Annotated in this window: 14 protein-coding genes and 1 tRNA gene; 11 read left to right on the top strand and 4 right to left on the bottom strand. The window is 67.7% G+C overall.

Going from position 1 to position 24,793, the window contains the following annotated elements; translation table 11 throughout:
* The first annotated feature begins 67 nt into the window (after positions 1–67).
* From rpoD to JYK02_RS05825, 7 genes are all read left to right on the top strand, one after another.
* On the top strand, positions 68–2,188 hold the full coding sequence (gene rpoD / locus JYK02_RS05855; protein ID WP_206798221.1) for an RNA polymerase sigma factor RpoD: 2,121 nt from the start codon (positions 68–70) through the stop codon (positions 2,186–2,188).
* A gap of 83 nt (positions 2,189–2,271) precedes the next feature.
* Entirely contained in the window at positions 2,272–2,601 is a 330-nt protein-coding gene (locus JYK02_RS05850) for an MGMT family protein (RefSeq protein ID WP_207049254.1), read from the top strand.
* A 72-nt stretch (positions 2,602–2,673) separates the two neighbouring features.
* Positions 2,674–2,746, top strand: a tRNA-Ile gene (locus JYK02_RS05845).
* 154 nt (positions 2,747–2,900) lie between these two features.
* Entirely contained in the window at positions 2,901–3,614 is a 714-nt protein-coding gene (locus JYK02_RS05840; protein ID WP_207049244.1) for a hypothetical protein, read from the top strand.
* Positions 3,611–4,168, top strand: a complete 558-nt coding sequence (locus tag JYK02_RS05835) for a hypothetical protein (RefSeq protein ID WP_207049242.1) — start codon at positions 3,611–3,613, stop codon at positions 4,166–4,168. The genes JYK02_RS05840 and JYK02_RS05835 overlap by 4 nt, the downstream gene beginning before the upstream one ends.
* Positions 4,165–5,151 carry a hypothetical protein gene (locus JYK02_RS05830; protein WP_207049240.1) on the top strand — a complete coding sequence of 329 codons (987 nt, stop codon included), beginning with the start codon at positions 4,165–4,167 and terminating at the stop codon, positions 5,149–5,151. Before JYK02_RS05835 ends, JYK02_RS05830 begins: the two co-directional genes overlap by 4 nt.
* 175 nt (positions 5,152–5,326) lie before the next feature.
* On the top strand, positions 5,327–10,369 hold the full coding sequence (locus tag JYK02_RS05825; protein WP_207049238.1) for a HEAT repeat domain-containing protein: 5,043 nt from the start codon (positions 5,327–5,329) through the stop codon (positions 10,367–10,369).
* Positions 10,370–10,593: 224 nt separating this feature from the next.
* Here the strand turns inward: JYK02_RS05825 and JYK02_RS05820 are convergent, their stop codons facing one another.
* Positions 10,594–12,309, bottom strand: a complete 1,716-nt coding sequence (locus tag JYK02_RS05820) for a metallophosphoesterase (protein WP_207049236.1) — start codon at positions 12,307–12,309, stop codon at positions 10,594–10,596.
* A 283-nt stretch (positions 12,310–12,592) separates the two neighbouring features.
* Here JYK02_RS05820 and JYK02_RS05815 point away from each other — a divergent pair, with 283 nt between their 5' ends.
* From JYK02_RS05815 to JYK02_RS05805, 3 genes are all read left to right on the top strand, one after another.
* On the top strand, positions 12,593–16,675 hold the full coding sequence (locus JYK02_RS05815; RefSeq protein ID WP_207049234.1) for a DUF3857 and transglutaminase domain-containing protein: 4,083 nt from the start codon (positions 12,593–12,595) through the stop codon (positions 16,673–16,675).
* Positions 16,676–16,710: 35 nt separating this feature from the next.
* A complete protein-coding gene (locus JYK02_RS05810) occupies positions 16,711–17,310 on the top strand; it encodes a hypothetical protein (protein ID WP_207049232.1) in 600 nt (199 codons plus the stop codon).
* Positions 17,311–17,390: 80 nt separating this feature from the next.
* Positions 17,391–18,830 carry a sigma 54-interacting transcriptional regulator gene (locus JYK02_RS05805; RefSeq protein ID WP_207049230.1) on the top strand — a complete coding sequence of 480 codons (1,440 nt, stop codon included), beginning with the start codon at positions 17,391–17,393 and terminating at the stop codon, positions 18,828–18,830.
* 97 nt (positions 18,831–18,927) lie between these two features.
* On the opposite strand, the gene JYK02_RS05800 is transcribed toward JYK02_RS05805, so the two are convergent.
* The 3 genes from JYK02_RS05800 to JYK02_RS05790 all read right to left on the bottom strand — a co-directional run bounded on the left by JYK02_RS05800 (position 18,928) and on the right by JYK02_RS05790 (position 22,889).
* Positions 18,928–19,443: a putative immunity protein gene (locus tag JYK02_RS05800; RefSeq protein ID WP_207049222.1), complete on the bottom strand. Its 516-nt coding sequence runs from the start codon at positions 19,441–19,443 to the stop codon at positions 18,928–18,930.
* A 123-nt stretch (positions 19,444–19,566) separates the two neighbouring features.
* On the bottom strand, positions 19,567–20,895 hold the full coding sequence (locus JYK02_RS05795; RefSeq protein WP_207049220.1) for an agmatine deiminase family protein: 1,329 nt from the start codon (positions 20,893–20,895) through the stop codon (positions 19,567–19,569).
* Positions 20,896–22,052: 1,157 nt separating this feature from the next.
* Positions 22,053–22,889 (bottom strand): hypothetical protein, encoded by an 837-nt coding sequence (locus JYK02_RS05790; RefSeq protein ID WP_207049212.1) that lies wholly within the window; start codon positions 22,887–22,889, stop codon positions 22,053–22,055.
* Between the two features lie 208 nt (positions 22,890–23,097).
* On the opposite strand from JYK02_RS05790, the gene JYK02_RS05785 reads away from it, so the two are divergent.
* On the top strand, positions 23,098–24,678 hold the full coding sequence (locus tag JYK02_RS05785; RefSeq protein ID WP_207049210.1) for an amidohydrolase family protein: 1,581 nt from the start codon (positions 23,098–23,100) through the stop codon (positions 24,676–24,678).
* The last annotated feature ends 115 nt before the right edge of the window (positions 24,679–24,793 follow it).

Genomic DNA, 24,793 nt, shown 5'->3' with positions numbered 1-24,793 from the left:
ACTTTGCGGTAGATCGGCCGGCTCGCCCAGGCCAAAGCACCTGATTTTCTTAAGGAGAAGTACCCGAATGCCGACGCAGAAGCCCCCCAAGGCATCCGTGAAGCCCACCAAGAAGAAGGTGGATCCGGTGATCCGCAAGAAGAAGGCCCCGGACAGCCCTGCGGCGAAGGTCACGAAGGCAGCGGAGCCTGAGGAGAAGGAGCTGCTGGCGAAGGACGCCCCCGCCGAGGCGCCCGAGAAGATCAAGAAGAAGAAGGGCGTCGCCGCCATGGCCGACGACGTGGACCCCGAGGAGGCCGCGGAGGAAGCCGCCGCCGCCGTCCAGGTGGACCCGGACGCCGTGGAAGACGACGTGGAGGAGGATCCCGTCGCCGAGCGCAAGGAGGTCAAGGACCTGCTGGCCGCGGGCCGCGAGAAGGGCTTCCTCACCTATGACGAGGTGAACGACGCCCTCCCCGCCGACATCGTGTCGTCCGATCAGATCGACGACGTGATGAGCATGTTCGGCGACAACGACATCGAGATCGTGGACGCGCAGAAGGCCGCGCAGTCCAACGAGATCAAGCCCACCGTCGCCGTCGAGGAAGAGAAGGAAGACCAGGACGAGGACGAGAAGGACGAGGACGACGAGCCGGGTGGCAAGTCCAACGACCCCGTCCGCCTCTACCTGCGCAAGATGGGCAGCGTCAGCCTCCTCACCCGCGAGGGCGAGGTGGAGATCGCCAAGCGCATCGAAGAGGGTGAGAAGGAAGTCCTGCGCGCCCTGCTCGCCTGCCGCGTCGCCGTGGCGGACATCCTGGACATCAGCAACCGCCTGAAGACGGGCAAGCTGCGCGTGCGCGACGTCATCAAGGACGCGCCCGAAGAGGCCCAGTCGGAGAACGCGGAAGAGCCCGCCGAGGAAGCGGCCGAGGGCGAGGCCCCCGCGCAGCTGGCGCAGAGCGAGCTCAACAAGATCGAGCAGATCTCCAAGCAGATCGAGCGCTTCCGCAAGTTCGCCAAGGACTGCGAGGTCCTGGAGGAGGAGCTCTCCGGGAAGAAGAAGCTCACGGAAGTCCGCAAGAAGGAGCTCAAGCAGGAGGTGAAGGACCTCCGGACCAAGATGATGGAGGTCCTGGAGGAGATGCGGCTGAACAAGAAGCAGGTGGACCGCATCGTCCTGAACCTCAAGGGCCTCATCGAGCGCGTGGAGAAGGCGGAGGAGGAGCTCGGGGACCTGGAGCGCCGCTACCAGGTCAACATGAAGGACCTGCGCCCGCAGCTCAAGGAGTCGCGCGAGAACCCGAACATCGCCAAGAAGCTCCAGAAGCAGCTCAACTTCACGCCCGAGCAGCTGGAGGTCCTGGACCGCGACGTGCGCACGGCGGTGCGGAAGATCAAGCGCGTGGAGGAGGAAGCCAACCTCCCGGTGGATCAGCTCCGCCGCAACTACGACGCCATCCGCCTGGGTGAGAAGCGCGCCGAGCGCGCCAAGAGCGAGCTGGTGGAGGCGAACCTGCGCCTCGTGGTGTCCATCGCGAAGAAGTACACGAACCGCGGCCTGCAGTTCCTGGACCTCATCCAGGAGGGCAACATCGGCCTGATGAAGGCGGTGGACAAGTTCGAGTACAAGCGCGGCTACAAGTTCTCGACGTACGCCACCTGGTGGATCCGTCAGGCCATCACCCGCGCCATCGCGGACCAGGCCCGCACCATCCGCATCCCGGTGCACATGATCGAGACCATCAACAAGCTCATCCGCACGAGCCGCTACCTCGTGCAGGAGATTGGCCGCGAGCCGACGCCGGAAGAGATCGCGGAGAAGATGGAGCTGCCGCTCGACAAGGTGCGCAAGGTCCTGAAGATCGCCAAGGAGCCCATCTCCCTGGAGACGCCCATTGGCGAGGAAGAGGACAGCCACCTGGGCGACTTCATCGAGGACAAGAGCCTCGTGTCGCCTGCGGACGCGGTCATCAACATGAACCTGGCCGAGCAGACGCGGAAGGTGCTGGCCACGCTCACGCCGCGCGAGGAGAAGGTCCTGCGCATGCGCTTCGGCATTGGCGAGAAGAGCGACCACACGCTGGAAGAGGTGGGCCAGGACTTCGAGGTGACGCGCGAGCGCATCCGCCAGATTGAAGCCAAGGCGCTGCGCAAGCTGCGTCACCCCAGCCGCTCCAAGCGCCTGCGCTCCTTCGTGGAGAGCTGACGCCAGGGCCGTTGAGCTGATTGGATTTGAAGGCCCCCGGTCCCCAAGTGGACCGGGGGCCTTCGTCGTTTGGGAGGTGCGCCATGGCCGTGAAGAAGCCCGCTGAGAAGCCCCTGCCCTTCTCCGACAGCGTGATGAAGCAGGTGCGCTCCATTCCGCGCGGGGAGGTGCGCTCCTACGCGCAGGTGGCCATCTACGCGGGGAGGCCGGGAGCGGCGCGCGGTGTGGGGCGGGAGCTGAAGCACCTGCCGGGGCAGGCCACGCAGGTGCCGTGGTGGAGGGTCATCCGTTCGGACGGAACGCTGGCGCCCCCGGTGGCGCACGAGCAGGCGAAGCGCCTGCGCGCGGAGGGCGTCACGGTGAACCAGAATGGCCAGGTGTTCCGCGTGGTGAAGAAGGACGGCAAGGCCTGACACGCGGCGACGCTTGCCAGGCGCGCGCGGGCGGAGAGATAGTCCGCCTCGCGTCTGGCGTCAGAGACATGAGGGCCCTTAGCTCAGCGGTTAGAGCTGTCGGCTCATAACCGATTGGTCCCTGGTTCGAATCCAGGAGGGCCCAACTTCCCCTCAATGCCTTGCAGCGCCTCGGAAACCATTCCGAGGGGGCCTGTGCATTGAATTGCATCCGCCGGGCTCCGCCAGCAGGCCGCGCGTAGCCCACGTGTCCGCTGAAATCCTCGCCGGACGTCCTCTGGGGCAGGAAGGGTCATTTCTTGGCCGCGGACGGCTTCGGAGAGCGCATGGAGGAGCGGGCGGTCATTCGCCGATTGGAGCACTGGCGCCAGACGGGTGATGCCGAGGCGCTGCAGGAGGGGCTGGCCTGGCTTGAGCGCTGGATGCCCTTGGTGCCGGCCATCGTCAAGGCGCTCGGCCTCCTGGAGGCCGAGGAGGTGCGCGCGGAGGTCATCGAGAAGCTCCTCCTGGGAGACAAGCCACCGCTGCTGGTCGCGGCACAGCCCCGGGCGCTGGCCCGAAGAAGCCTGCACAACGCATTCATCGTCGCGCTCCGCAATCAGCGGCGCCAGCTGGGCGTCCAGGTGCCTGGACAGGCCCAGGTGGTCGCGGAGCACACGCACGGAAGCAGCGCCCCGAAACCTGACGAACTCCTCGACGAGAAGCGGCTTCTGGACAGGGTGGTGCGTGCCATGGAGACGCTCAGGCTGGAGGAGCGGGCCGCGCTCCTCCTCCTGCACGCGCCTGACCGGCTGACGGAGGAGGACTGGCGCACGGTGGCGGAACGCCATCCTCCGCCGGTCCCGCTTCGTCCTGGAGATGTCCTCGAGCGTGAGGACATCGCCGCCTTGCTCTTCCCGGGTACGCCGGAGGCCACGGCCTACGAGCGCGTCGGGAAGCAACTCCAGCGCGCGTACACCAAGCTCCGCCGCGTCCTGGCCACGCCCGAAGACATCGAGGAGGACTCCCCATGACCGCCGCCCGCCTCGCACGGCCCAGAGGGCTTCTTGCCATGCGCAAGGGCTGGTCGCGCGCGAAGCATGTGATGAAGCACCTCTACCGCCGCAGCGAGCGGTGGGACCTCGCCATCGAAGGCCTTCCAGCGAACCTCCGGGACCGGGCCGAGCGGGAAGGATGCACTCTCATCGACCGGGTGCAACGCGGCGACGACACCCGGAGGCGGCTGACCGAAGCCTGCTCGCGGCTGCTCGAGGCCGACCACGCCGCCTACTACCGGCCTGCCTATCTGCACTCGGTGAACACGGCCGAGCCGCTCGGCCGCGCGGGCTCCCTCGGGCGAGAGAGCCAACGCGCTGCCTTCGTGGGTGACAACGGCGTCTTCGTCATCGCCAGCGACGGGACGGATGGCCGTCCCCCGCGTGTCGTCACCGCGTACCGCGTGGGCCCGGCCGACTTCGAGCACGCGACGCAGGAGGAGTTCGTTGAAGCGGCGGCCCGCAAGTGGCGCGACAAGCAGAGCCTCGTGGCCAGCCTCTCGCAGGACCCGGATGAACTGGAGCCCACATGAGCCACCCGATTCCATGGATTGACTCCGCGCTGTCGGAGCTGGCGGAGCTCGCGCACCGACACGCGGAGCGGGGACTCGACCCAGCGAGTGCCTTCCGGGTGCTCGCACTCTCCTCCCGGGTGGACCAGGCCCGCGCCGCGGGCCGGGAGGCCGTACTTCCCGAGCCCCTGCGCGCGGTGGCGGCGGCCGTCGCGGCGAAGGCCCGGGGGCCGGGCCGGCAAGGCGTGCTGTCCCGGCTCGACACACACCTGACGAGGAGGGACGATCCCTTTGGACAACTGCTCGATGTGCTCCTGGACATCGACGACGTCGTCTCGGTGGAGGAGGCCATGGGCAGCGCGCCCGCGGCCACCGAGCTGGCCCGGCTGGCAGGGGCGTATGTCGCCCTCCACTCCACCCGCGTGGGTGCGCTCGGCGGCTTCGCGGATGCGCGGCTGGAGCTGCTGCCAGCGGGCGCCGCCATCCGGGAGGTCTGGGAGCTCATCGCGCGTGCGTCCGGCACGGCAGCCGTCGAGGCCCTGGAGCCCCTGTCACCAGCCATCATCTCTCCCTCGAGGGTGAGACTGGCCCGGCGGCTCCAGGCCGCGCGGGGCGCGCGTGTCGAAGCGGAGATCTCCGAAACGCCGGTGATGGCCTGGCTGGTGGCGCCAGCTGCGGCCGGACAGGATGCCAGGCCCGAAGCCTCGGAGGACGCGGATGAGGTCGGGGTTTATCTGGAAGCGGAGCAGGTGCTCGTGAATGTCGAGCTTCCCGCCGGCAAGGAGGCTGCGGGCCCTGTCGAGGTCCGGGTCGAGGCGCCGGGGCACTCCGTTACCTGGACCTTCCCCCGTGTCATCGCGTCGCCGCAGGCCGTCATCGTGAAGCTGGGGACGGCCACGGAGCTGCGTGGAAGGCTGGCTCGTGAGGGGATCTCCATCTCCGAAGGAGGCCTCCGGTTCTTCGTGAGCCTCGCGCTGAGGGAGCGGCGGGATGACACCCGATAGCGCACGGAGGCTGGCCCTCGATGTGCTTGAGGGGACAAAGCGGCCTCCAAGGCAGGCTCCCGCGCGCCAGGCCTTCGCCGCGGCGCTGCCACGACTGGTGGAAGAGCACCTCTGCACCCCCGGAGCACCTTCCCGGGAGGCGATGGCGCGGAGAGTCCACCAGCTCTGGGGGGGATTGAATCCGGAGGAACTCCGCCACCCGGAGTTCGGGGCGATTCAGCTCGAGGCCAGCTACCAGGAAGCAGCGGTCCTGCTGGAAACCCCGCTGCCTGGCCGTGGCAGACGTTCGCCCAGACCTTTCCAGTCCTCGTTCAGGGATCCGCTCGGCTTCGCGCTCTACCGGGCGCCGCTCGCCCGACCCCGTGTCCACGCACTGCTCCTCAACCGGGACCCCGCACGGGTCTTCTACACGGCCCAGCCGGGCGAGCCCCTTCCTTCGGACGACGCCCTCCAGGACACGGCCGTGCTCGTGAGGCGCTTCCTGGACATTCCCCTGCCCCGGTGGGCGCTCTCCCGGCAAGCCCCCGGCCCCTCGAAGATGGCGGCGCTCTTCCTGCGCGCGCTGCTCGAACAGTGGCCCGAGGCGGTCCGGTGTTTTCAACCGGAGGTCAGCGGTGGAATGTCCGAGGGCCTGGACATCGGAATCACCGGTGAGCTGGACGCAGAGGGTCAGGCCGTCGCGGTGGACGGCCTGGACGACAAGGTGAGGCGGTTCTTCGAGCTGTATCCATCCGGCGTGCTTCTGGTACCCGCCACGCAGTGGACGGAAGCGTCCAGGCTGGTGGGCGGAGATGCGCCCAGGCCCCGATTGGGGAGACGGCAGCGGCGTCGAGTCGAGCCCTTTCGCGGTGTGCTCGACCTGCTCGTGCGCTTGCGGGTCCCTGCGGAGTCCTGCCCCGAAACCAGGCTCTTCGAGGCGCTCCGCGAGGGAGCACGGAAGGTGACGTGCTGGAACGGCGCGGTGCGTGAGGTTTCCGCGCTGATCGAGCGCAGCTTCCTCCCGGCCGAGGAATACAAGTCGGGAGATGAAGCCCTCGTGATTGGCGAGGATGAGACCGGGCTCATCCTGGAGACACGCCACGAATACTTCTCCGGAAGGAAGCGTCCTCTCTTCATCGAGGGCGGGCCGGGAGATGGCAAGTCCATGGTCCTGAGCCGCCTGACGGCCCGGCTCCTCGTGGAGTCGCCCCTGCTTGGCCCAGCACTCCGGGTGGACGCCCGCCCCCTGGTCTCCGCCGGATTCTCCCTGGCCAAGGCGCTGGCAACGCCTCCGAAACCAGGACTTGATGAGGCAGGGTATGCCCGCCTGATAGAGCTGGCCAGGGGCCCCACCCTGATGGGGAGCGTGTCGTTGGCCGTGGATGGTCTCGACGAGGTCTCGCCGGCAGATCGGCGTCGCATCCTGGGCTTCCTGGATGACTGGCCTGGCCCGGTCCTGGTGGGCGCGCGTCCCCTGCCGGATGACGCGCCCGGCGCTTCCCATGTCCGCGTGCGTCCCCTTTCACGTCATGACCAGGAGGCGCTCTTCGCGCTCGAAGGCAAGCCTCACTACGCGAAGCTCGTCCTTCAAGACGAGAACACCCGTTACACGGAGCCCGTCGACAGAAGGAAGCAGATGTTCGCCGACCTGTGCTCGACGCCCCTGGGCATCTCCCTGCTGGCGATGTTGCCCGAGCCGATGCTCGGCGAATCGCTGGATGTCCCGCAGGTCCTGAAGGCATGCATCATCCGGCTGCTGCAACGCGCGGAGGACAACGAGCGCATCACGAAGCAGGTGCGCCGGCGCGTCGAGAATCAAGGGCTGGCGGTGCTGGGCGCCGCGGCCTGGTCCATGATCCGCCGGGGTGGCGCGGTGCTGGACTCCGAGGCCATGGAAGCCATGACGGCGCTCGCGCAGCCAGACCTGCTGGATGCGCTGTACGAGGTCATCGAGACAAGCGATCTCGTCCAGCGAACTGGGCCTGGGCGCAGCCAGTTCTCCCACAAGAGCCTGGCGGAGTTCTGCGCGGCGCTCTACCTCTCCGGTCAGAAAGGCTCGGAGCCGGAGCTGCTGGCTCAGGTGGGGGAGCCGGGGCCCGATGCGGTCGCCTTTCATTTCGGCGCACTGGTGTCGAGTCGCGAGCGGCTCACGCGCTTCATCCTCGACCTGTCGCGGAATTCCCACCGGCCGATGTCCTCGCTGGCGCTCGCCACGCGCCTGCTCATCGCCAACGGGGCCGAGCGCGTCTCCGTGGACGCAGCACTGGCCGTACTCACCCGGCGGGTGCGCCTCGCGAGCCGCCTGGACTCCAACAGCCGGCAAGGCGGGCTTGATGATGACAGGGAGATGTGGCTCGCGCTCTCGCGCTGGGCGCCAGAGCTCCGGCCCCATGCCTCGGTCCTGGTGGACGCATGCCTCCCGCTCGTCGGGCGGTTCCTTCGAGGTGAGCTGCCGCCCCTGACGAAGGCCAACACCGACGGCTATCTGCTCCGGTGGAGGGTGGATGGGCCCTTCAGGGCGTGTGCGTTCGCGGAGAAGCTCGCGCTGGCCCTGGGGCTTCACGATCTTCCCCTTCCAGTGCTCACCCGCCTTGAGGAAGGCGAGGCACTCCTCCGGCGGCGCCCCGCTGGGGCCTGGGTCATGGAGTTGGAGACGCTCTTCGACGCGCCAGACGATGCGACGAGGGGAAGCCCCTCCACGGTGGCACTCTCGGTGTGGTCACAGCTCGCCCCTTCCTCGCGTCATCTGCAACGCCTTGACGTCCTGTCCCAGGGCTCTCTGGCCGTGATGGGCCCTGTCATCTCGACGGTGGCCGGGAAGGGAACACTGGAGCAGAAGCGTGAGGCCCTGCTACGCGCGGCGGTCAACAGCTTGGAGTTCGGCTACGTCCTCAGAGGTGAGTGGCATCCGCGGATCCGCTTCTCCGGCAAGACGCACGGCATTCCGGCGGAACGGTGGCTGGAGCAGTGGGAGCATCTCTGGGATGTCGGGCTCGTGGGGGACACCTCCCGTCGCAGCAAGCCCCTGGAGGCGCTGTACGCAGAGTTCCTGAATGACCCCTGTGGACCGGCCAGATGGCGGGCGCTCGTGGCGCGTGCGCGCATGAACAAGAAGGGGGACGCAGCGCTGTTCCGCACGGCCGTCCGGGACCGCCACCGTGCCGTTCGCATCGAGGCGCTCGCGCGCATTCGGAGGCATCGACTCCGCGTCGAGCCAACCGCCATCGCCACCTCCCTCTCCTCATTGGACGACGACGAGCGCTGGATGGCACTCGCCTCCATCGGTGCAGCCTCAACCCTACCCATCGACCTGGTCGTGGCCGGCCTTGCTCGCAACACCCCACAGCCGCCGGAAGTGGACATGCCGTCCCCAGGAAATCGCTGGCGCGCGCAGGAACGGCCCTGGGAGAAGGCAATGCGTAAGCATGGGGAGGCCGCGCGGGCCGAGCTCATCGGCGGCCTCCGCGCCCGAATGGAAGGTGAAGCGGGGGTTCGCACGTACTTCGAGTTGATCGACGGGCCGTACCGCGACGTTGCCCTGGAGGTCTTTCCCCAGTGGGGCATTAGCGCGTCGCAGACCGTCAGGTCGATGCTCGCCACTGGCAGCCCGAGACAGCGCCGGACCGCCGCCAAGCTGCTGGAGGGCCATCATGAGGCGCTTGCGCCCTATGTGGATGACGCGGAGCCTGAGATCGCCAGCCTGGCCCAGAACGCCGTCCAGCGGCACCAGTTCCTGGCACCATTCAGGGCCGGGCCCCCGGCGCGCATGCCAACGGAATCCCAGCCGCTTGATGATTTCCACTCGCGCTACGCACGCCCCATCCTGACACCGCAGGTGCTCTCACGGTACGACTCCTTCGAGGAGTGCTGGGCCGCGCTCGCCACACACATCTTTATGGGCCTGCCTTCCACCCAGCCCTCCTTCAATCTTCGCGCGAGCGCGTGGGAGCCGGACCGGCAGGCGAAGGAGCTCCTCCAGCGGCTGCTGCTGCTCTACCGGCCCGGGCATCAGGCGCTCGTGCTGGATGGACTCATGGATGAGGAGCGGGCCCGCGTGGCCGTGTTCATCCTCCGGCAGGCGCCTCCTGTTGGCGCGGTGCTCGCGTTGATGTCCCGGGGAGGCGCGTTGCTGGAGGCCGCGGTGGCCGTCCTGCGTGGGACGCCCCACGGCGCACAGGGAGCCCAACAGCTGTGTGAAATGCTGTGCGCGGCCACGGAGCGCCGGGAGCTGTCCTCCTCCTGGGCGAGGATGCTCGCGGAGCTGGATGGCATCGCGGCGTTCTTTCCCCTCCTGGAGCCCGGCGCCCCCCGAACTCTTCGCGACGAGGCCATTTCCTTCATCCGGAGTAAATGGGAACCGCTGGAGGAGCTCACGACGCCGCGCCAGGACGTCATGGAGCGGGCCCGGGCCCTGGAGACGTCCACGAAGACGCGTGTGCGAGAAATCGCGCTCCGGGTCCTGAGCCTGAGCGGCACCTCCGGGGATGCCGAACGTGGGCGCCTGCGCTTGAAGCAGGCGGAAGCACCGCTCGTGCGCGCGGCCGCGGTCCATCTCGTGGGCCGCCTGGGAAACAGCCAGGACCTGCCCATGCTCCGGGCCCTGCTCACCGGGACACCCGAGGTCGCGGGAGAAGCCGCCATCGCGATGGCGCGCCTCGGAGGTACGAGCGTGGTGGAAGAGCTGCTGCGTCTGGTGGAGTCACCACCACGAGGGCTCGAAAGAGCGAGGTGGCGCAAGGGCCGTTGGAATGGCCCCTGGCGGGACTGGCACCTGGCCGTAGCCGAAGCCGTCATCCGAGGCGGAGATGGTGAGCAGGCCCGCCGCCTGGCCTTCGCGCTGGTGGACGACGACGACGTTTGGGACGTGGCCCGGGAGCACTTCCGGCTGCCCGAGCACCTGCTCTTCGTCGCGGGCCCCCTGAGCCGCCAGGAGCTTCTCTCCGAGGACTCCTTCCACGCCGAGCTCAGCGATGACCTGGACAAGGTGCTTGAAGGGCTGAACCCGGAGGCGGCCCGGCGGGTCATGCTTGAGGCAGCGCTCCGGGGTGAGCCCTTCTCGAAAAGCTTCGAGGACCGCATCAAGGTCATCCGGCCGGAGGACCTGGACCTGCTGCTCCCCCGGCTCCGGGCGCAACCGGATGACGCCCTGGCCTTGCGCTGGGTGGGTCAGCTCCCGTCAGGCGAAGCCGTGATTGATGCGCTCTGGAGGGAGCTATCCGTGCAGTGGTGGGGGCAATAGGGGGCTGGTTGCCCTGGGCGCTAATACGCAGGTACGGCCCCGAGTCCTCCGTGGCGAACGGGACCAGAAAGGACTGTTCCGACGCCAGCGTCAGCCGGACGTGACGTCCAGCACGCCTGTGTGTTCACGCCCATTCGGTCTCCGAAGGACACGAAGTGGCCCCACTCCGGCTCATGACCGATTGGACCCTGGCTCGAATCCAGGAAGGCCCAATTCCTCGATGCCTACCGTGGAGGAACGGGAGCGGCCGGCGATGGGAGCGTCACGGGCGTCAGCACGGCTGATGACACCTCGCTGGCGAGGTGGCTCGCTGGCCCCTTCGCGCGCGCGCGCTCGCCCACCGAGGCTTCGAACCGGGTAGCCTCGGCGGCCCAGTAGGCTTGGCAGACCGCGTAGTCACGCGCGTTCGCATCGGTACTCATGAGTGCCTCGAGCCGGTCGATGCGAGCGCTCAGTTCGGCCATCTGCCTCCATCGCGCGGTGACGTTTGTGACGATTCCCGCAGACGGCTGCACCACGGGCGTTGGAGCGGCCTCGAGCAGCACCTGCTCCGCGGTCCATACCGTGCGCTGCAGCGGCCCCAGCGGGTCATCCGCATGCAGGTAGCGCTGGTAGGTCTCGGCGCCGCGGTGGTGGGTGCGGTCGCTGATGCACCGGGCCATCCAGGCGGGCTGCTGGTCTCCCTCAAGCGATCCGAGGGCGCGCCATTGAACGTGCAGTGGGCTGGCGCCCTTGGCATCGCGCGGCAAGGCGAAGCTCGCGCGCAGCGCCTGGATGGGCCAGTCCACGATGGATCCGACGTTGAGTTCCAGGAGCCCGCGCTCCGCGTGGCCCGTCCGGTGAAGCAGGACCGAGGAGCGTAGGTGCGTGTGCGCCGAGAAGAATGCCATCGCGCCGACCTCCATGAGGAAGTCGCGCGCGCCCTCCTTCATCTCCGCCCATGGAGAATGCGCGAAGACGACGAGGGGCGCGCTATTTCCCTGCGGCCCGAGCAGGTAGCGGATGGCTTCGCGTTGTGCGTCGCTCACGTCACCGTTCAACGCCGGGTTGCGAACCAGAAAACCGTAGGGCGTCGCCCGCGCGAGCCCCGTATCACTGGAGTCGATGAGCAGCGCAGTGGCCTCGCCCGGGAGCTTCAGCCGCTGCGCAATGAACGCCTTGACATTGCCGCTGTACCCGTCCTGCGCGTCGCCCACACGCGTGCAGTCGCGGTGCACAGCCTGGAACTCCATGCGGCCGAGCGGGCTCGTTGCGTCAGCAGCTCGCCCCACCCAGAGAGCGCAGTTCTCCGCGTCGTCCTTCAGCGTGTCCGGGGGCGCCGGGGTAAAGGTGATGCCCTGCGCCTCCAGCCCCCGTCGGTACGCCCGCACCAGCAGCTCCTTGGTTAGCGCCTCCGACTTGCCATCCGGCGTCGCGCAGGCGCCTGACCACGAGAAGTTCTCGTCGCCGTACGCGTCGGAGAAGGCCTGCTCCGGGGGCTTCGAGATGTAGCTGTTGATGTTGCCGGCGAGCGCCGAGTCATGGTTGCCGGGCGCCATCAGCCACGGAATGGAGTTGCCAGTGGCGCGCTGCATGGAGCGCACGAAGACGTCGAACTCACCGGAGCAGGCGATGTCGGTTGCATCCCCCAGATGGAGGACCAGCTTCAGCCCGTCCGTCCGCGCGTCCTCGACGAAGCGCTCGAGCACATGGTGGCTCCAGAGGTTCACCGCGGGGGACCGCACCGCGACGCTGGTGACGAAGCGCTCCGTCCACCAACTCATCGAACGCAGCTTCCCGCCGAGGACGTTGTGCTGCTGATTGTCCGCTACCACCAGCACGTCGAGCGGGAGCGGCGCCGGCACCGCGCCGAGCTGAATACCGGTTCGAACCGAGCCCGTGCTGACGATGCGGGTACTGGTACAGCCGCTCAGGACTCCTGCCACGCAGACCACAACCATGCCGCAGAACCATCTCCGTGCCATTGATGCCTCCAGGCGCGACGTCCCCCAATGACCCGTGTTTGTACCGCTGCGGCCTGCGAAGCGACAACGAGTGAAGAGCTACCCACCCAGAGCGCGGCCAGGCCTTGCAAGGAAATATGGCAATGGCCAGACCTCGCCCAGTGCTGACTCTTTCCGGAAGACAATGAATTGCGCGCTTTGAAACCCTGCGTCGTCCATTGTGAGTCCTGGGGGATGGGATGACCCGTGCCGCGCCTGTTACGCTGCGGTCCATCCCCACATGACCACCCTGCTCTTCGCCGCGGCGACGGATCCTGGCCTGTTCTCCGGCAGTCTCATCTGGATCCTTGTCATCCTCTTCGGCCTCTTCAAACACCGGGAGGCACTTCAAGAAGCCTCCACGAACCGCAAGGCGATCTATTCGCTGGTGGCCGTGGAGATCGCCGCGCTGGTGATGCTCGTCTCACGCGTGCTCAAGCCCATGTTCGATGGCCCTTTGGGGGCCGCCCTGGTGCCACTGGTCGCATTCGTTCTCTTGCTGCTGGGGCTGTTCCTCGCCGTCACCAGCCTGATTGAACTCCGCTCCGACAAGGAACGGTGGCTGAAGGGACGCTCGCACGCGGGGTGGGCCACCGCGCTCTCGGTCCTCCTCCTCGGTAGCATGGGATTCGGCTTCTTCAACGCCCTCTCACGCCGGGATGAAATCCCGGCGGATTACCGGGCGGAGAAGCCCGAGGAGGGCATCCGCGACGAGGCGTTCAACTTTGCATTCCGGCATCCAGGCAAGCCCTGGATGACGATCAACGCCCCACGGCTCAACACGCTTGCGAAGTTCGCCATGGCGCGCGGTGGCAAGAGCCAGATGTTCTTCATCATCATCCCGGAGAAGTCCGCGGACGGGGAAGCGCCTGGCGGAGAGGAGAGCACCGAGCTCATCGCGGACGTCGTGGCCGCCAACCTCGAGGGTGGCCTGGGCCCGGTCGAAAAACTGTCGCGCGAACCCCATGCCGTCGGTGAGCTGAAGGGCATCCGCATGCGCACCCGCGCCAATCACAAGCAGATGCAGTTGACCTACGTGCAATGGGTCTACTCACACGAAGGGTACGCCTATCAGCTCATGGCTTGGGGAAGCACGAAGAACGAGAAGGAGCTCTTCGAGGAGGCGGACCGCCTGTTCTCCCATTTCTCCATGGTGGATCCCCAGCGCAAGGCCACTCCCGACGCCGCGGCCGCAAGCCCTCTGACGGGGCACTCCACGGAGTATGGATACTCCGTCGAGTTGGACGGGCGGCTCTGGGCACGGCCCACCAACCTCGCGACGGAGTTTCCTGAAGCGGACTTCGGCGCGATCAGTGACAACGCGAGCGTGGTCGTCGTCCCCATCTGGCTCTTCGGCGAGGAGCCCTCTCCAGACGCCCTGGCCCACGGCCTGCTGAGCGTCCTCAACGTCGACTCTGACGAAGCCGCGGTCCGCAATGCCCACGAGGTCACCACGGGCAAACTCTCTGGCCGGGCCTTCACCTACGAGGCACAGAACGAAGAGGGAGCGGTCGACGAGTATGAGCTGCGCGTGTTCCGGGACGGAGACATGGCGTACCTGCTCGCCGGATGGTGGGTGAAGAACCAGCCCACGCTCGGGACCCGCGTCCGCTCGGCGCTGGATGCCGTCCAGCTCAGCGCCCCTTCGACAGCGCCCCGTGCCGCGGCGGTGGGCAAGGCCTCCGCGACCACCCACGCGAGGGTCTTCAACAGCATCGCGATGTACCACGCCGACAGGGAGGACCTCGCCGCGGCCCTCCCCTTCTTCAAGCGCGCCTTCGAACTGGAGCCCGGAGACCCGGTGCTGCTCATCAACACCGTGGCCGGGTACAGCGCCGCGGGGCAGTACGAAGAGGGGCTTGCGCTCATCAACGCCCACGCGAAACGGTTCCGGGGGGAGCTGCGGCTGGAATCCTGGCGGGCCTGGCTGCTCGTGCGCAGCGGCCGCGAGGCCGAGGGGTTTCAAACCTACGCCTCGATTTTTCCAGCCCGCCTCACCAACGAGACCCACCTGGGCCGGTATCTCTCGCTGCTCGAGGAGAAGGGCCGTGTCGCGCTGGCGCTCCAGGTCATCCAGCAATACCGGAAGCGAGCCGACTCCACGAGCGTCACGCTCATGCATGCGGACATCCTGCGGCGCAAGGGCGTCCCCGCGCAGGCCGCCGCGCTCCTGCGTCAGCGACAGAAGCGCGAGGGCTACACCCTGGAGATTGCCGAAGCCCTGGCGGACACGTGGTTGGAGGCCAGGAAGCCCAAGCTCGCCCTGGACATCGCCGAGGAGATGGTCAGCAAGTCAGCGCAGTCCCCCAAGGGCTACCAGGTCCGGGCCCGCGCCGAGTACGCGCTCAAGCGCTATGCGGAGGCCAAGTCCTCCCTTGAGAAGGCGCTCGAACTGGAGCCCTCTTCCGCGAACACGCGCCAGTTTCTCGAGCATGTGTCCGGCACGCTGGGCCAGGGGGTGAACTCGGTGCTCAAGACGCCCATCGAGGAGGTCGCGCTGCCACCAGACCTGCTTGTCCGGAGAGACAAGCCCGCCGGGGCGCCAGGCCACAATGGCCAGTACCTCCTGCGGGCCACCGCCATCTCCTTCGTGAAGGGAAAGGAGCTGCGCATCACCGACGTGCGCCGGGTCCAGGTGCACAACGCGGCGGGCGTGGAGCGCTTCAACACCTTCGAGTTCGAGCTCAACCCACTGTCGGAGGAGATCTTCGTCAACCGGGTGGAAGTCCGGGATGAGCGGGGCCGCGTGGTGGCCAAGGGCAAGGTGGAGGACTGCTACGTCTCCGACAAGGCTTCCGCGCAGCAGGGCACCCAGCGCCGCACCCTGGTGGTGCCCGTGCCGGGCCTGAAGCCCGGGCACACCGTGGACGTGGTGGTCACCCGGCGCGACCTCACGCCGCCACAGTCCATGCGCTTCCTCGAACAGGACTTCTCCGCGAGCATCCCCACGTCACGCGCCGTGCTCTACGTCCGCGGCGACGTGGACGCGATGAAGTGGCGAGCCTCGCCCGGCATCAAGCCCTTCCAGGCGCCTGATGCATGGACCTTTGTCGTCGAGCAGCCCGCCCTCTACCGCGAGGAGGGCATGCAGCCCGACCACCAGGAGTACCTGCCCATGGCGTGGCTGGCCCCCGTCGGCACGACGTGGGAGGCCGAGGGAACCGACTACCTGAAGTCCATTGCCGCGCAGCTCGCGCCCGCGTCCACCGTGAAAGCCCTGGCCGCAACGGAGGGTGGGACGTCCAAGGATGAAGCGACGCGTGCCGCCGCGCTGGCGCGGTGGGTCCAGAAGAGCCTGACCTACCGGGGAATCCTCTTCGGCGCCCGGGCCCGCATTCCGCATGCTGTGGACGAAATCCTCGGCAACCGCACGGGCGACTGCAAGGACCACTCCCTCCTGCTGCACCAGTTGCTCGGCGCCGTCGGGATTGCATCGCAACTGGCGCTGGTGCGGACGGGGGGCCCTCTCGTCGCGGACACGCCATCGTTGGACCAGTTCGACCACATGGTCGTCTACCTGCCGACGGTGGGTGGAGGCACCTTCGTGGATGCGACGAACAAGTCCATCGCGCCCATGAGTAGCGGGGAGATTGGGCTGGGCGGCCGGGAAGCGTTGGTGCTGGAGGGTACGAAATCCCGGCTCGTGCGCATCCCCCAATCTCCCCCGAGCCACGTCCGCGCCGAACGCCACGTCCGCCTCCAGGGGACGACGCTGCACGTGAAGGAGCAGGTGACGATGAAGGGAGGCCATGCCTCCGGCCTGCGCTACTACCTCTCCAGCGAAGAGCCCTCCGAGCGCGCGGAGTTGATGGCCTCCATGATGGGAGGCTCCCAGGCAGGCGTGAGCGTCACCCGACTGGAGGCTCCCGACCTGGATGAGCCCGAGCGCCCGCTGACCTTGAACATCGAATACGTCGTGCGCGGCCGCTTCGCCTCCGCGGGTGGCGGTATCGTGGGGCAGCTGCCCTCGCCCTGGGAGCACAACTTCCTGGGCCTCCGGGAGACGGAGCGACGCGACTCTCCCTTTGAAGTGAGGGCGCCCCTCGTCATCGAGAGCGTGACCCATTTCGAGGTGCCCTCGGGACAGGGCCTTACGGCGCAGGACCTGAAGGAGCGCTCCGACACCACGGATTACGCGGAGTGGAGGCTGGCGTCCCGACTGGCCGATGGCGTGCTCACGCGAGACTTCCGCATCCAACGGGCGAAGGGGCGCTACGACGCCTCCAGGTACCCCGCGTACAAGGACGCCGTGCAGGCCGCGCTTGGGGCCCTGGAGGAACGCGTATCGCTGCGTGGGCCCGCGTCCGCGGCCGTCCAGGAGTAGTCCGACGTGCAGGCAGCAGGCGTTCCCTCGCCGTCATGACAGACTCCTTTGAAGTACGCACCCTGACCCGCGCAGAAGAACTCGACGCCTATCGGAGGCTGCTTTTCGAGGTCTACATTGAAGAAGCCGGTTGGAACTTCAATCCGGCCAATCCCTCTGGAATCCGGATAGCCGACCGCAAGTTGCTGGATGACCGGGATGACATCGCCACCTGCTTCGGGGTCTTCAGGCAGGACGTATTGGTGGGGGGAGGCCGCATCTGCGGAAGGCTTCAGGGTCGCTTCGAGGTCCATGGCTACCAACCCGAGCGGGACCTGGGCTTCCTTGACGTTCCCAACCTGTTCGAAGCAGGCCGGGCCGCCCTGCGACCCGAAATCAGGGGCAGCGACGCCTTCCCACTGCTGGTCTTGCACATCTTCGAACACTGCAAGAGCAACCGCTTGTTTGTCTTTACAACCCCAAGCGTGCGCTCCGTGATGCGCTTCTATCACTCGATTGGGATGCCAGCGGTCGAGGGGTGCAGGTTCAGGTTCGAGCCCAAGGATCCAACGGAGGCGCAACTGTTCCTGGTGGACTCAGAGGACGTCCTGGACACCGTGATCCAGAAGCTGCGCCAGCTCCTCCGTGGCGTTTGAGGAATGGGCCATCTCCAACCTCCCCGGTGGACCCAGCGGGCGGACATGGCGGAGTGTGCCCTCCTGGTACACTCCCGGGGATGACGGACCGAGCTGGGAGCGAGCGCGACCTGTACCTCGACGTGCTTTCCATCCTGGAGGCCGCGGACACCACCGAACCCTGGAAACGGGTCCTCGCCGGCCTGGTGTCGCAGACCGGCGCCGAGAGTGCCTACGTCGAGTTGCACCCGGAGTCCTCGGCGGGCGAGCGCGTGTGGACGTTGTTCCATGGGTGCTCAGCGGGTGACAGGGAGCGCATCCGTGCCGCCACGTCGCGCGGCCCCATCGCGGCGTCGATGGCGTCCGGGAGCACGGTGCACACACCATTCGCCCGGCTCGACGTGCCCGTCCCCGCGTCGCAGAACATTCCGTGGGTGGTGCTCTGCGTCCCACTGGCCGGAGGGGCGTCAGGAGCCCTCTACCTGGAGGGCCAGCCGGCTGGCGGAGCCTTCCCGCCCGAGGCCGTGCAAACGGTGGAGAACGTCGCGCGCTTCCTCGACACAGCCCTGCGGGGGCGCACGCTGGCAGGCCCGGTGAACACCGAGGACCCGACCTTGCCGTTCCGGCGGCGGCTCCGCGTGGACGCCTTCGTGGGGCACAGCCATGCCCTCGCGCGGGTCTTCGAACAGGTGGAGCTCGCCGCGGCGCGAGACGACACCGTGCTCATCCGGGGACCGCTGGCCACCGGGAAGACAGCGCTGGCGCGGGTCATCCACGAGCACAGCGCGCGCAAGGAAGGCCCTTTCGTGGAGGTCGACTTCATCACCGTTCCCGGTGACCTCATCCATGGCGTGCTCTACGGCCCAAGTCGCCGACTCCTCTCCAGAACGTACGAGAAGGGAAAGGTGGAGGAAGCGGAAGGCGGCACGCTGTTCCTGGACGACATCGCCACGGTGCCCCTCTACTGGCAGGGCATCCTGCTACGGCTGCTCGAGCCCCAGGGCGCGAAGCCGAACAGGCGGGTGATTGCCGCGACCCATGCGAATCTGGAGGAATTGGTCGCGGCGGGGCAGTTCCGGCAGGACCTCTTCCTCCGCCTGAGCGGCTTCACCCTCCACTTGCCGAGCCTCGCTGAACGGCGTGAGGACATCCGCGACCTGATGGACTCACTGTTGGGAACGCTGGCGGAGAAGCGGGCGCTCCCGCAGCTTCGTCCCTCGCGCGGGCTCTATGAGCTCTGTGAGACCTCGGACTGGCCTGGCAACGTGCGGCAGCTGCGAAACGAGCTGGAGGCAGCACTCCTCCAGGCCTCCAGGGAAGGAACCGCCTTCATCGAGCCAAGGCACCTCGCGGATGGGCGCCGCTTGCGCGAGGTGAGCAGAACGTCGTTCTACGAGGAGACGCGGCAGTTCCAGCAGGACCTGCTCCGCCGTGAGCTGAAGGCGAATGATTGGAACGTGATCGAGGTGGCGCGAAAGCTCGACCTCCCCCGCTCGCACCTCTACAACCTCATCCAGACTTTGGGGCTGACCCGGCCGTAGCCTTCTGCCCGGACAGGGACGGCGCCGTCGGATTGCGAGTCGAGGTTCTCCGGGCAATCTCGTGCTCATCGCGTTCCCCCCGGGCGACGAACCTGCGTCACCCGGTGAAGACGCCCCAGCAGATGGCGTTGCGCGCTCGCTGGTCTTCGAGGACCAGTTCACGGAGGGCCGCCGGGATCCGCTTCCGCTGCCATCCGAGCTCCTTCAGCCGGGCCCCTTCCGCGTCATCCTCGTCGGCTGAAGCGGCGGCCCGGAGGGCATACGCCGCCGCGCCCAGGTAGTGCGCGGCGACGTGGGCGACGGCCACCGCCTGTCCTGCCGCGAGCGCGGCGAACCTGGCCGGGTCCGGCAACCCACGACCCGCGGCGTTCGCCACGAACGCGGTCTTGTGAGCGTCCCGCATCGGCACCTCGCCCCTTATCCACGCCCGCCCCACGGCGATGGCGTCACGGGGGCGCGTGTCCTTGGGGGACGCCTTCTCGAAGAGGGGGAGCACGTGCTCCGCGCAGACGGCGGCCCACTCCGCCAGCAGGTGGTGGTGCTCGTCGGTGAGGCTCCCACCACGACGAAGCGTGATGAACCGGGGGTCTCGCTCTTTCGGCAGGATCGGCATGGACGGAGCCCTCGTGTCGCTCGGCAGGCTGTGTCCCAGCAGCCTGCCCCTGAAACAAGGGCCCCCATTCTGCATGGAGTCCCCTGTGCGCGCCCTTCCCTTCTCGGCAGCCGGAGCTGCGTCCTACTTGTAGGTCATCGTGGTGCAGTGCAGCGAGCCCTGGCAGGGGATGAGGCTGTCACCCTGCACGGTCACGACCTTGACCTTGCCCTTGCCGAACTCGCGGTCCAGCTCGGTCTGGTAGATGGAGAGCGCTTGCGCCTCCTGCGCCGCGACGGTGGCCTTGTCGGCCTCGGGAACCCACTTGTACACGGGCACCGCCACCACGTTGCCGAGCCGGATGCTGTTCATGTACGTGGCCCAGATGCGCTCATTGGTGCCGTCGCAGGCCTGGATCTGCTGCGGCTGGCCGGTGCAGCCGGAGAGCACCTTGCGGCAGTAGCTCTTGGGCATGGGCACGCGCACCACGCGGTAGCCGAGGCCCACGAGCCTGGCGGCATTGCGGTCCAGGATGGCCGCATTGGTCGCGTCATCCGCCGGGTCGTACTGCCCCATGAGGATGGTCTTCGAGGAGATGACGGTCATGAACATGTCGATGTGGTCGATGACGCCGCCCACCAGTGACTCCATCACCTGCACCTTGCAGTTGTGCGCGGCGCCAATCACCTCGTTCAGCTCGTCCGGGGTGTACTGCCACTCGCTGAAGTTGTTGCGGGCCTCGGCGTTGCGCTGCGCGCGGAAGCAGGTGCCCCTGCCGTCCGTCTGCAGGTTGCCGCCCTCGAGCCGCACCTTGGGGCGCACCACCTCGGTGTTCCACAGTGCCGCGAGGCGGCTGGGCGAGGCATCGTCGCGCACGCGGCCCTGCATGTTCCCGCAGGTGCTGGAGGTGAGCGGGTAGTAGCTCATGTCCACGAAGCGGCGGCTGCCGTCCGTCTTGGTGAGGATCTCCGGGCCGTAGTCGCGGATCCACACGGAGTCCACGTCCACCGGCACGTACTCCACGCGCGCGAGCTGCGCGTCCGTGAGGCCCGCGCGGCGCAGGCAGCTCGTCACGCCGTTGTTGTTGTTGGGCGCGGTGAGGATGCTGACCTGGGTATTGCCCTGCAGGCCCGCCTTCACCAGGCCGGCGAGTTCCGGCACCGTGCAGCCGTAGTCCGGCCAGCCAATCAGCACGCCCGTGGTGCTCTCCGCCTCGGTGGGGAAGCGCGCGCCAGTGCCCGCGGCGGTGAAGCCGTAGGTAGCCGGGTCGCACTGCCACGCCCAGAACGCATCGCCCGCGGCGAGCGCGCGCACCGTGTTCTCGTTCGTCGTCTCGTAGCGCGGGAGCACCTGGTCAGCCGGCGCGGCCTCCTGTGCGGCCACGCGCCGCGACTCGTCCTGCGCGAGCCCGGACTCGTCCGAGGGACCGCATGCGCCCGAAAACAGGGCCGTGACCGCAAGGCAACCGCTCATCCACCGCTTCATTCGTTTGTCCCCCCCAGAGCACTCGCGACGGGGCCTTCCGCGCGCTGCCGGGTTGCCTGCTCAATTGTGAAATCGAAGGGAATCGCAACCGCCCCACACACCGCGGGCGAGTGTCACCGAGGGTTTCAACCGGGTCAATGTGCCCCTGGAATCATGCAAGTGGATTGCATTGCCGCAGGGTGAATCGGACCCGGCCCGTGCGCGCGACAAGGGCGCCCGGGCTCGCTGTTTGGAGGGGACCGGCTCAAGCGCGTGAGCCTGCCGTCACTAGAAAGGGCAGCTACGCCCCGGGATGCAGCATCCCCCGATTTCGCAGACAGCAGGGGCCCTGCACGAGGACCTGTAGGTGCATCCGCTCGTCGGATGACATCCGGTCGACACCATGCACGAATCGGGGTCCTCCTCGCAAACAACCCCCTGTGTGCCCATGCAGTTCCCCGACCCATCACAGGCGGATTGGACCGTGCACACGTTGCTATCATCGCATCCGGTTCCACTCGCCGCCGGAACGTAATCACATTGGTTGTTGCTGCACGTGCCCGCGAACTTCATGCACAGGGGTGGACTGCTGCAATCAAGCAGGGTTCCTGAGCAAGTCCCATCGCTGTGACAGACGTCATCGGCCGTACACGACTGGGCGTCATCGCAGGGCCCCGTGCCCCTCAGCGTGTATTCACAGACGCCACTCCTGCACGTGCCCGTGGTTTCACGGCACTGTGCCGCCGGCGTTCCGCTGCACGGCGTTCCGTCTTCCTGCTGTCGGTATTCACATCGATTGTCCACGCAGACACGGAAATTCTGACATGTCGCCGGGCGTTCCGGGCAATCGGCCGCCGTGACACACTCGCTGATGGCGCCTCCGTCAACACCCGCGTCTTCCTCGGGACCGGCGTCTTCACCAGGTCCCGCGTCTTGTTCAGGGCCTGCGTCTTCCTCAAGACCTGCGTCAGTCCCCGCATCCCCTGATACGCCAGCATCGGTCGATGCACTGCCGGCAGGGGCCGATACGGAAGGACAGAGTTCCTCCAGACGGCCTGGGTCCACGTTCGCGCAGAATGCATCCCGGTCCTCGTCAAACGGGAGGCAGGCGCTCCATGACAGGCAGAGCGCGAACAGCGCGCAACGCATCAGTCCCGAATGACGGCTCATCGGAGGCTCCAGGACAGGGAGAGTTGTGCACCTTCCGGCGTGGGCAGGAGCGACGCCTGGGCTCCCGGCGAACTCTCTCCGAGGAAGAGGAAGCTCCCCACGACGGTCGCGGCGCCCAGGCCCATCAGGGCCCATCCCACCTTCTCGAAGGTCTTCCCTTGATGAACAGTGCCGTCCAACTGCGCCCGGGTGGTGATGGACGGGTCCGCGTCGCGCACCTGTGCCGAGAGCGAGCGGGCCCTTCCCCAGGCCAGTATGCCTCCCACCGCCACGACGCCACCGCCAATGGCCACCGGCAGCCGGAGGCGGGAGCGCACACCGGCTCCGCGCTCGACCTCCGTCAGGGACGGATGCGTCAGCGGCTCACGGGGGGCTTCGCTCATCACGGCAACGGGCGCCGGAGAAGGCTCGCTCGGCACGGGCGCGGGTGGCGGCGCGACGGCCGGGAGTCTGGCGCGCACCTGCTCGAGCGCCGCCGTCACTTTCGGTGACACGGGGATCAGCAGCCTCGCCTTCGGATCCAACGCGAGCGCACGCTCAAAGGCGCTTCTCCCCCGCTTCGCCTGACTGGTTTCAAAGGCCAGGATTCCCTCCAGCAACTCAATGGCAATCCGGTCCTCCCGGGTGTTCGACAGCCATTGCCGGGCCTTTCCGAGCGAGCGCAGGGCCTCGTCATACTCAAGCGCGTCATAGAGACTGAACGCGGCCTGGAGGTGGGGATTGGGGGCGGGCGGTTCGGCTCTGGCAGGACTGGGAAGCACCATCAGGGACAGTCCCAAGCCGGTCAGCGCTGCGCGGACACGCCTTCGCCGCGAAGTGTCTGCAAGGTCCATGTCGCCTTCCCCCTGTGACGGCTTGACCGCCGGAATAGAGAGCGAAAAGCGGCCAACTCCAATCGCCGGACAGGGCAGGTGTTGTGTTCAGAGATGGCTGCCCCCCTGACGGGCGCGGGGCGACGCCCTTGGACCATCCCTCGCCTCACCTGCCCGGCCCTCGTTCCTATTCTCTGCTCTTGAGGTCTGTCGCCACGGGAGGCGCGCCATGAGCACCGGAGCATCCATCCCCAAGCCCGCCGACGCGGTCCCCCGCTACGTGCTGGAGGGCCGGGTGGTCACCGTCAACTCCCGGGATGAGGTGCTGGAACGGGGACGCGTCCTCGTCCGTGGCAGCCGCATCGTCGCGGTCGAGCCGTCGGGCGGCGCGCTCCCCGAGTCCTTCCGGGATGCGCCCGTCATCGACACCCGGGGGACGCTGTATCCGGGGCTCATCGACCTGCACAACCACTTCGTCTACGACGTGCTGACGCTGTGGCGGGTGCCGAAGCGCTACCTCAATCGCACGCAGTGGCCACGCCATGCGGACTATGGCCCGCTCATCTCCCTGCCCGTCCGCGTGCTCGGTGGCCATGCGCCCACCGCCCGCGCCATCGTCCGCTACATCGAGGCCAAGGCACTGCTGGCCGGCACCACCACCGGCCAGGGGATCCGGACCCGCGTGTCCGGCGGAGAGGCCCTCTTCCGGGGCGCCATGCGCAACGTCGAGGAGCCCCGCGACGACCACCTGCCCGCGGGAAGCACCCGCGTGATGGACCTGCACGACGACGCCGAGGACATCCAGTCCTTCCGCGACGCCCTGAGCTCCCGCGCCGCGTACTTCTACCACCTGGGCGAAGGCGTGGATGACTATGCCCACCGCCGATACCTCGACCTGGCCGAGCATGACCTCATCCAGCCGTCACTGATTGGCATCCACAGCCTGGGCCTGCACCGCCAGGACCTGGACACCATGGCGGACAAGGGCGCCAAGGTCGTGTGGTCCCCCTTCAGCAACCTGCTGCTGTATGGACAGACGTTGCCCATCTCGGACCTGCTCGGCGCGGGCGTGACGTTCTCGCTGGGCTGTGATTGGTCTCCCACCGGCAGCAAGAACCTCCTCCAGGAGCTGAAGGTCGCTCGTCACGAAGCGCAGCGACAGGGCGCGTCCCTGTCCTCGCGAGCCCTGGTGCGCTCGGTGACGGCGGACGCCGCGCGCGTCACCGGCTGGCAGACCCAGGTGGGCACCCTCCGGGCCAATGCCCTCGCGGACCTGCTGGTCATCGCGGGCACCGACGGCGACCCGTATGACACGTTGATCTCCGCCACGGAGAAGGACGTGCGCCTCGTCACCGTGGATGGCGTTGCGCGCTTCGGAGACCGCGCGCTGATGGACCGGCTCGCCTTCGACCCGAGCCATCCCTCCGAGACCTGGACCCTCGATGGCGTCGAGAAGGCCTTCTGCCTGTGGGCGGAGGACTCCCCCCTCAACGACCTGGGCTTCGAAGCGGCGCGCGCCCTCCTCGAGGAGGCCATGGCGGATCTGCCGGACGTCCAGCGGCGGATGGAGCACGCGGAGCGCGAAGCCGTGGGCCCGCCGCCGTTCGAGCTCGTGCTCGACAATGAGCCGCAGGACGTCTTCGCCACCGGGCCTGACGCCTCCACGTTCCTCACCGACCTCCACCGCGTCGCCGGGAGGATCACGCTCGACGCTCCCACCGTGGGCGGGCCGGACTACTGGGAACTCCTGGCCGCGCAGACCAATTTGGATGACTCCCTGAAACAACAACTGAGGCAGGACTACGCGTGAAACACGCCGGGGTGGAGGCACCCTCCGCTCCCGGCCAGGAAATAAATGCCCCTGACGGCGTAACCCCGGTGCGGCGGCAGCACCGGACAGGCCGGAAGGGACATCTCGAATGAAT

Origin of the sequence: Corallococcus macrosporus, assembly GCF_017302985.1 — a bacterium.
GTDB lineage: Bacteria > Myxococcota > Myxococcia > Myxococcales > Myxococcaceae > Corallococcus > Corallococcus macrosporus_A.
This window is presented reverse-complemented; position numbering and strand designations above follow the sequence as displayed.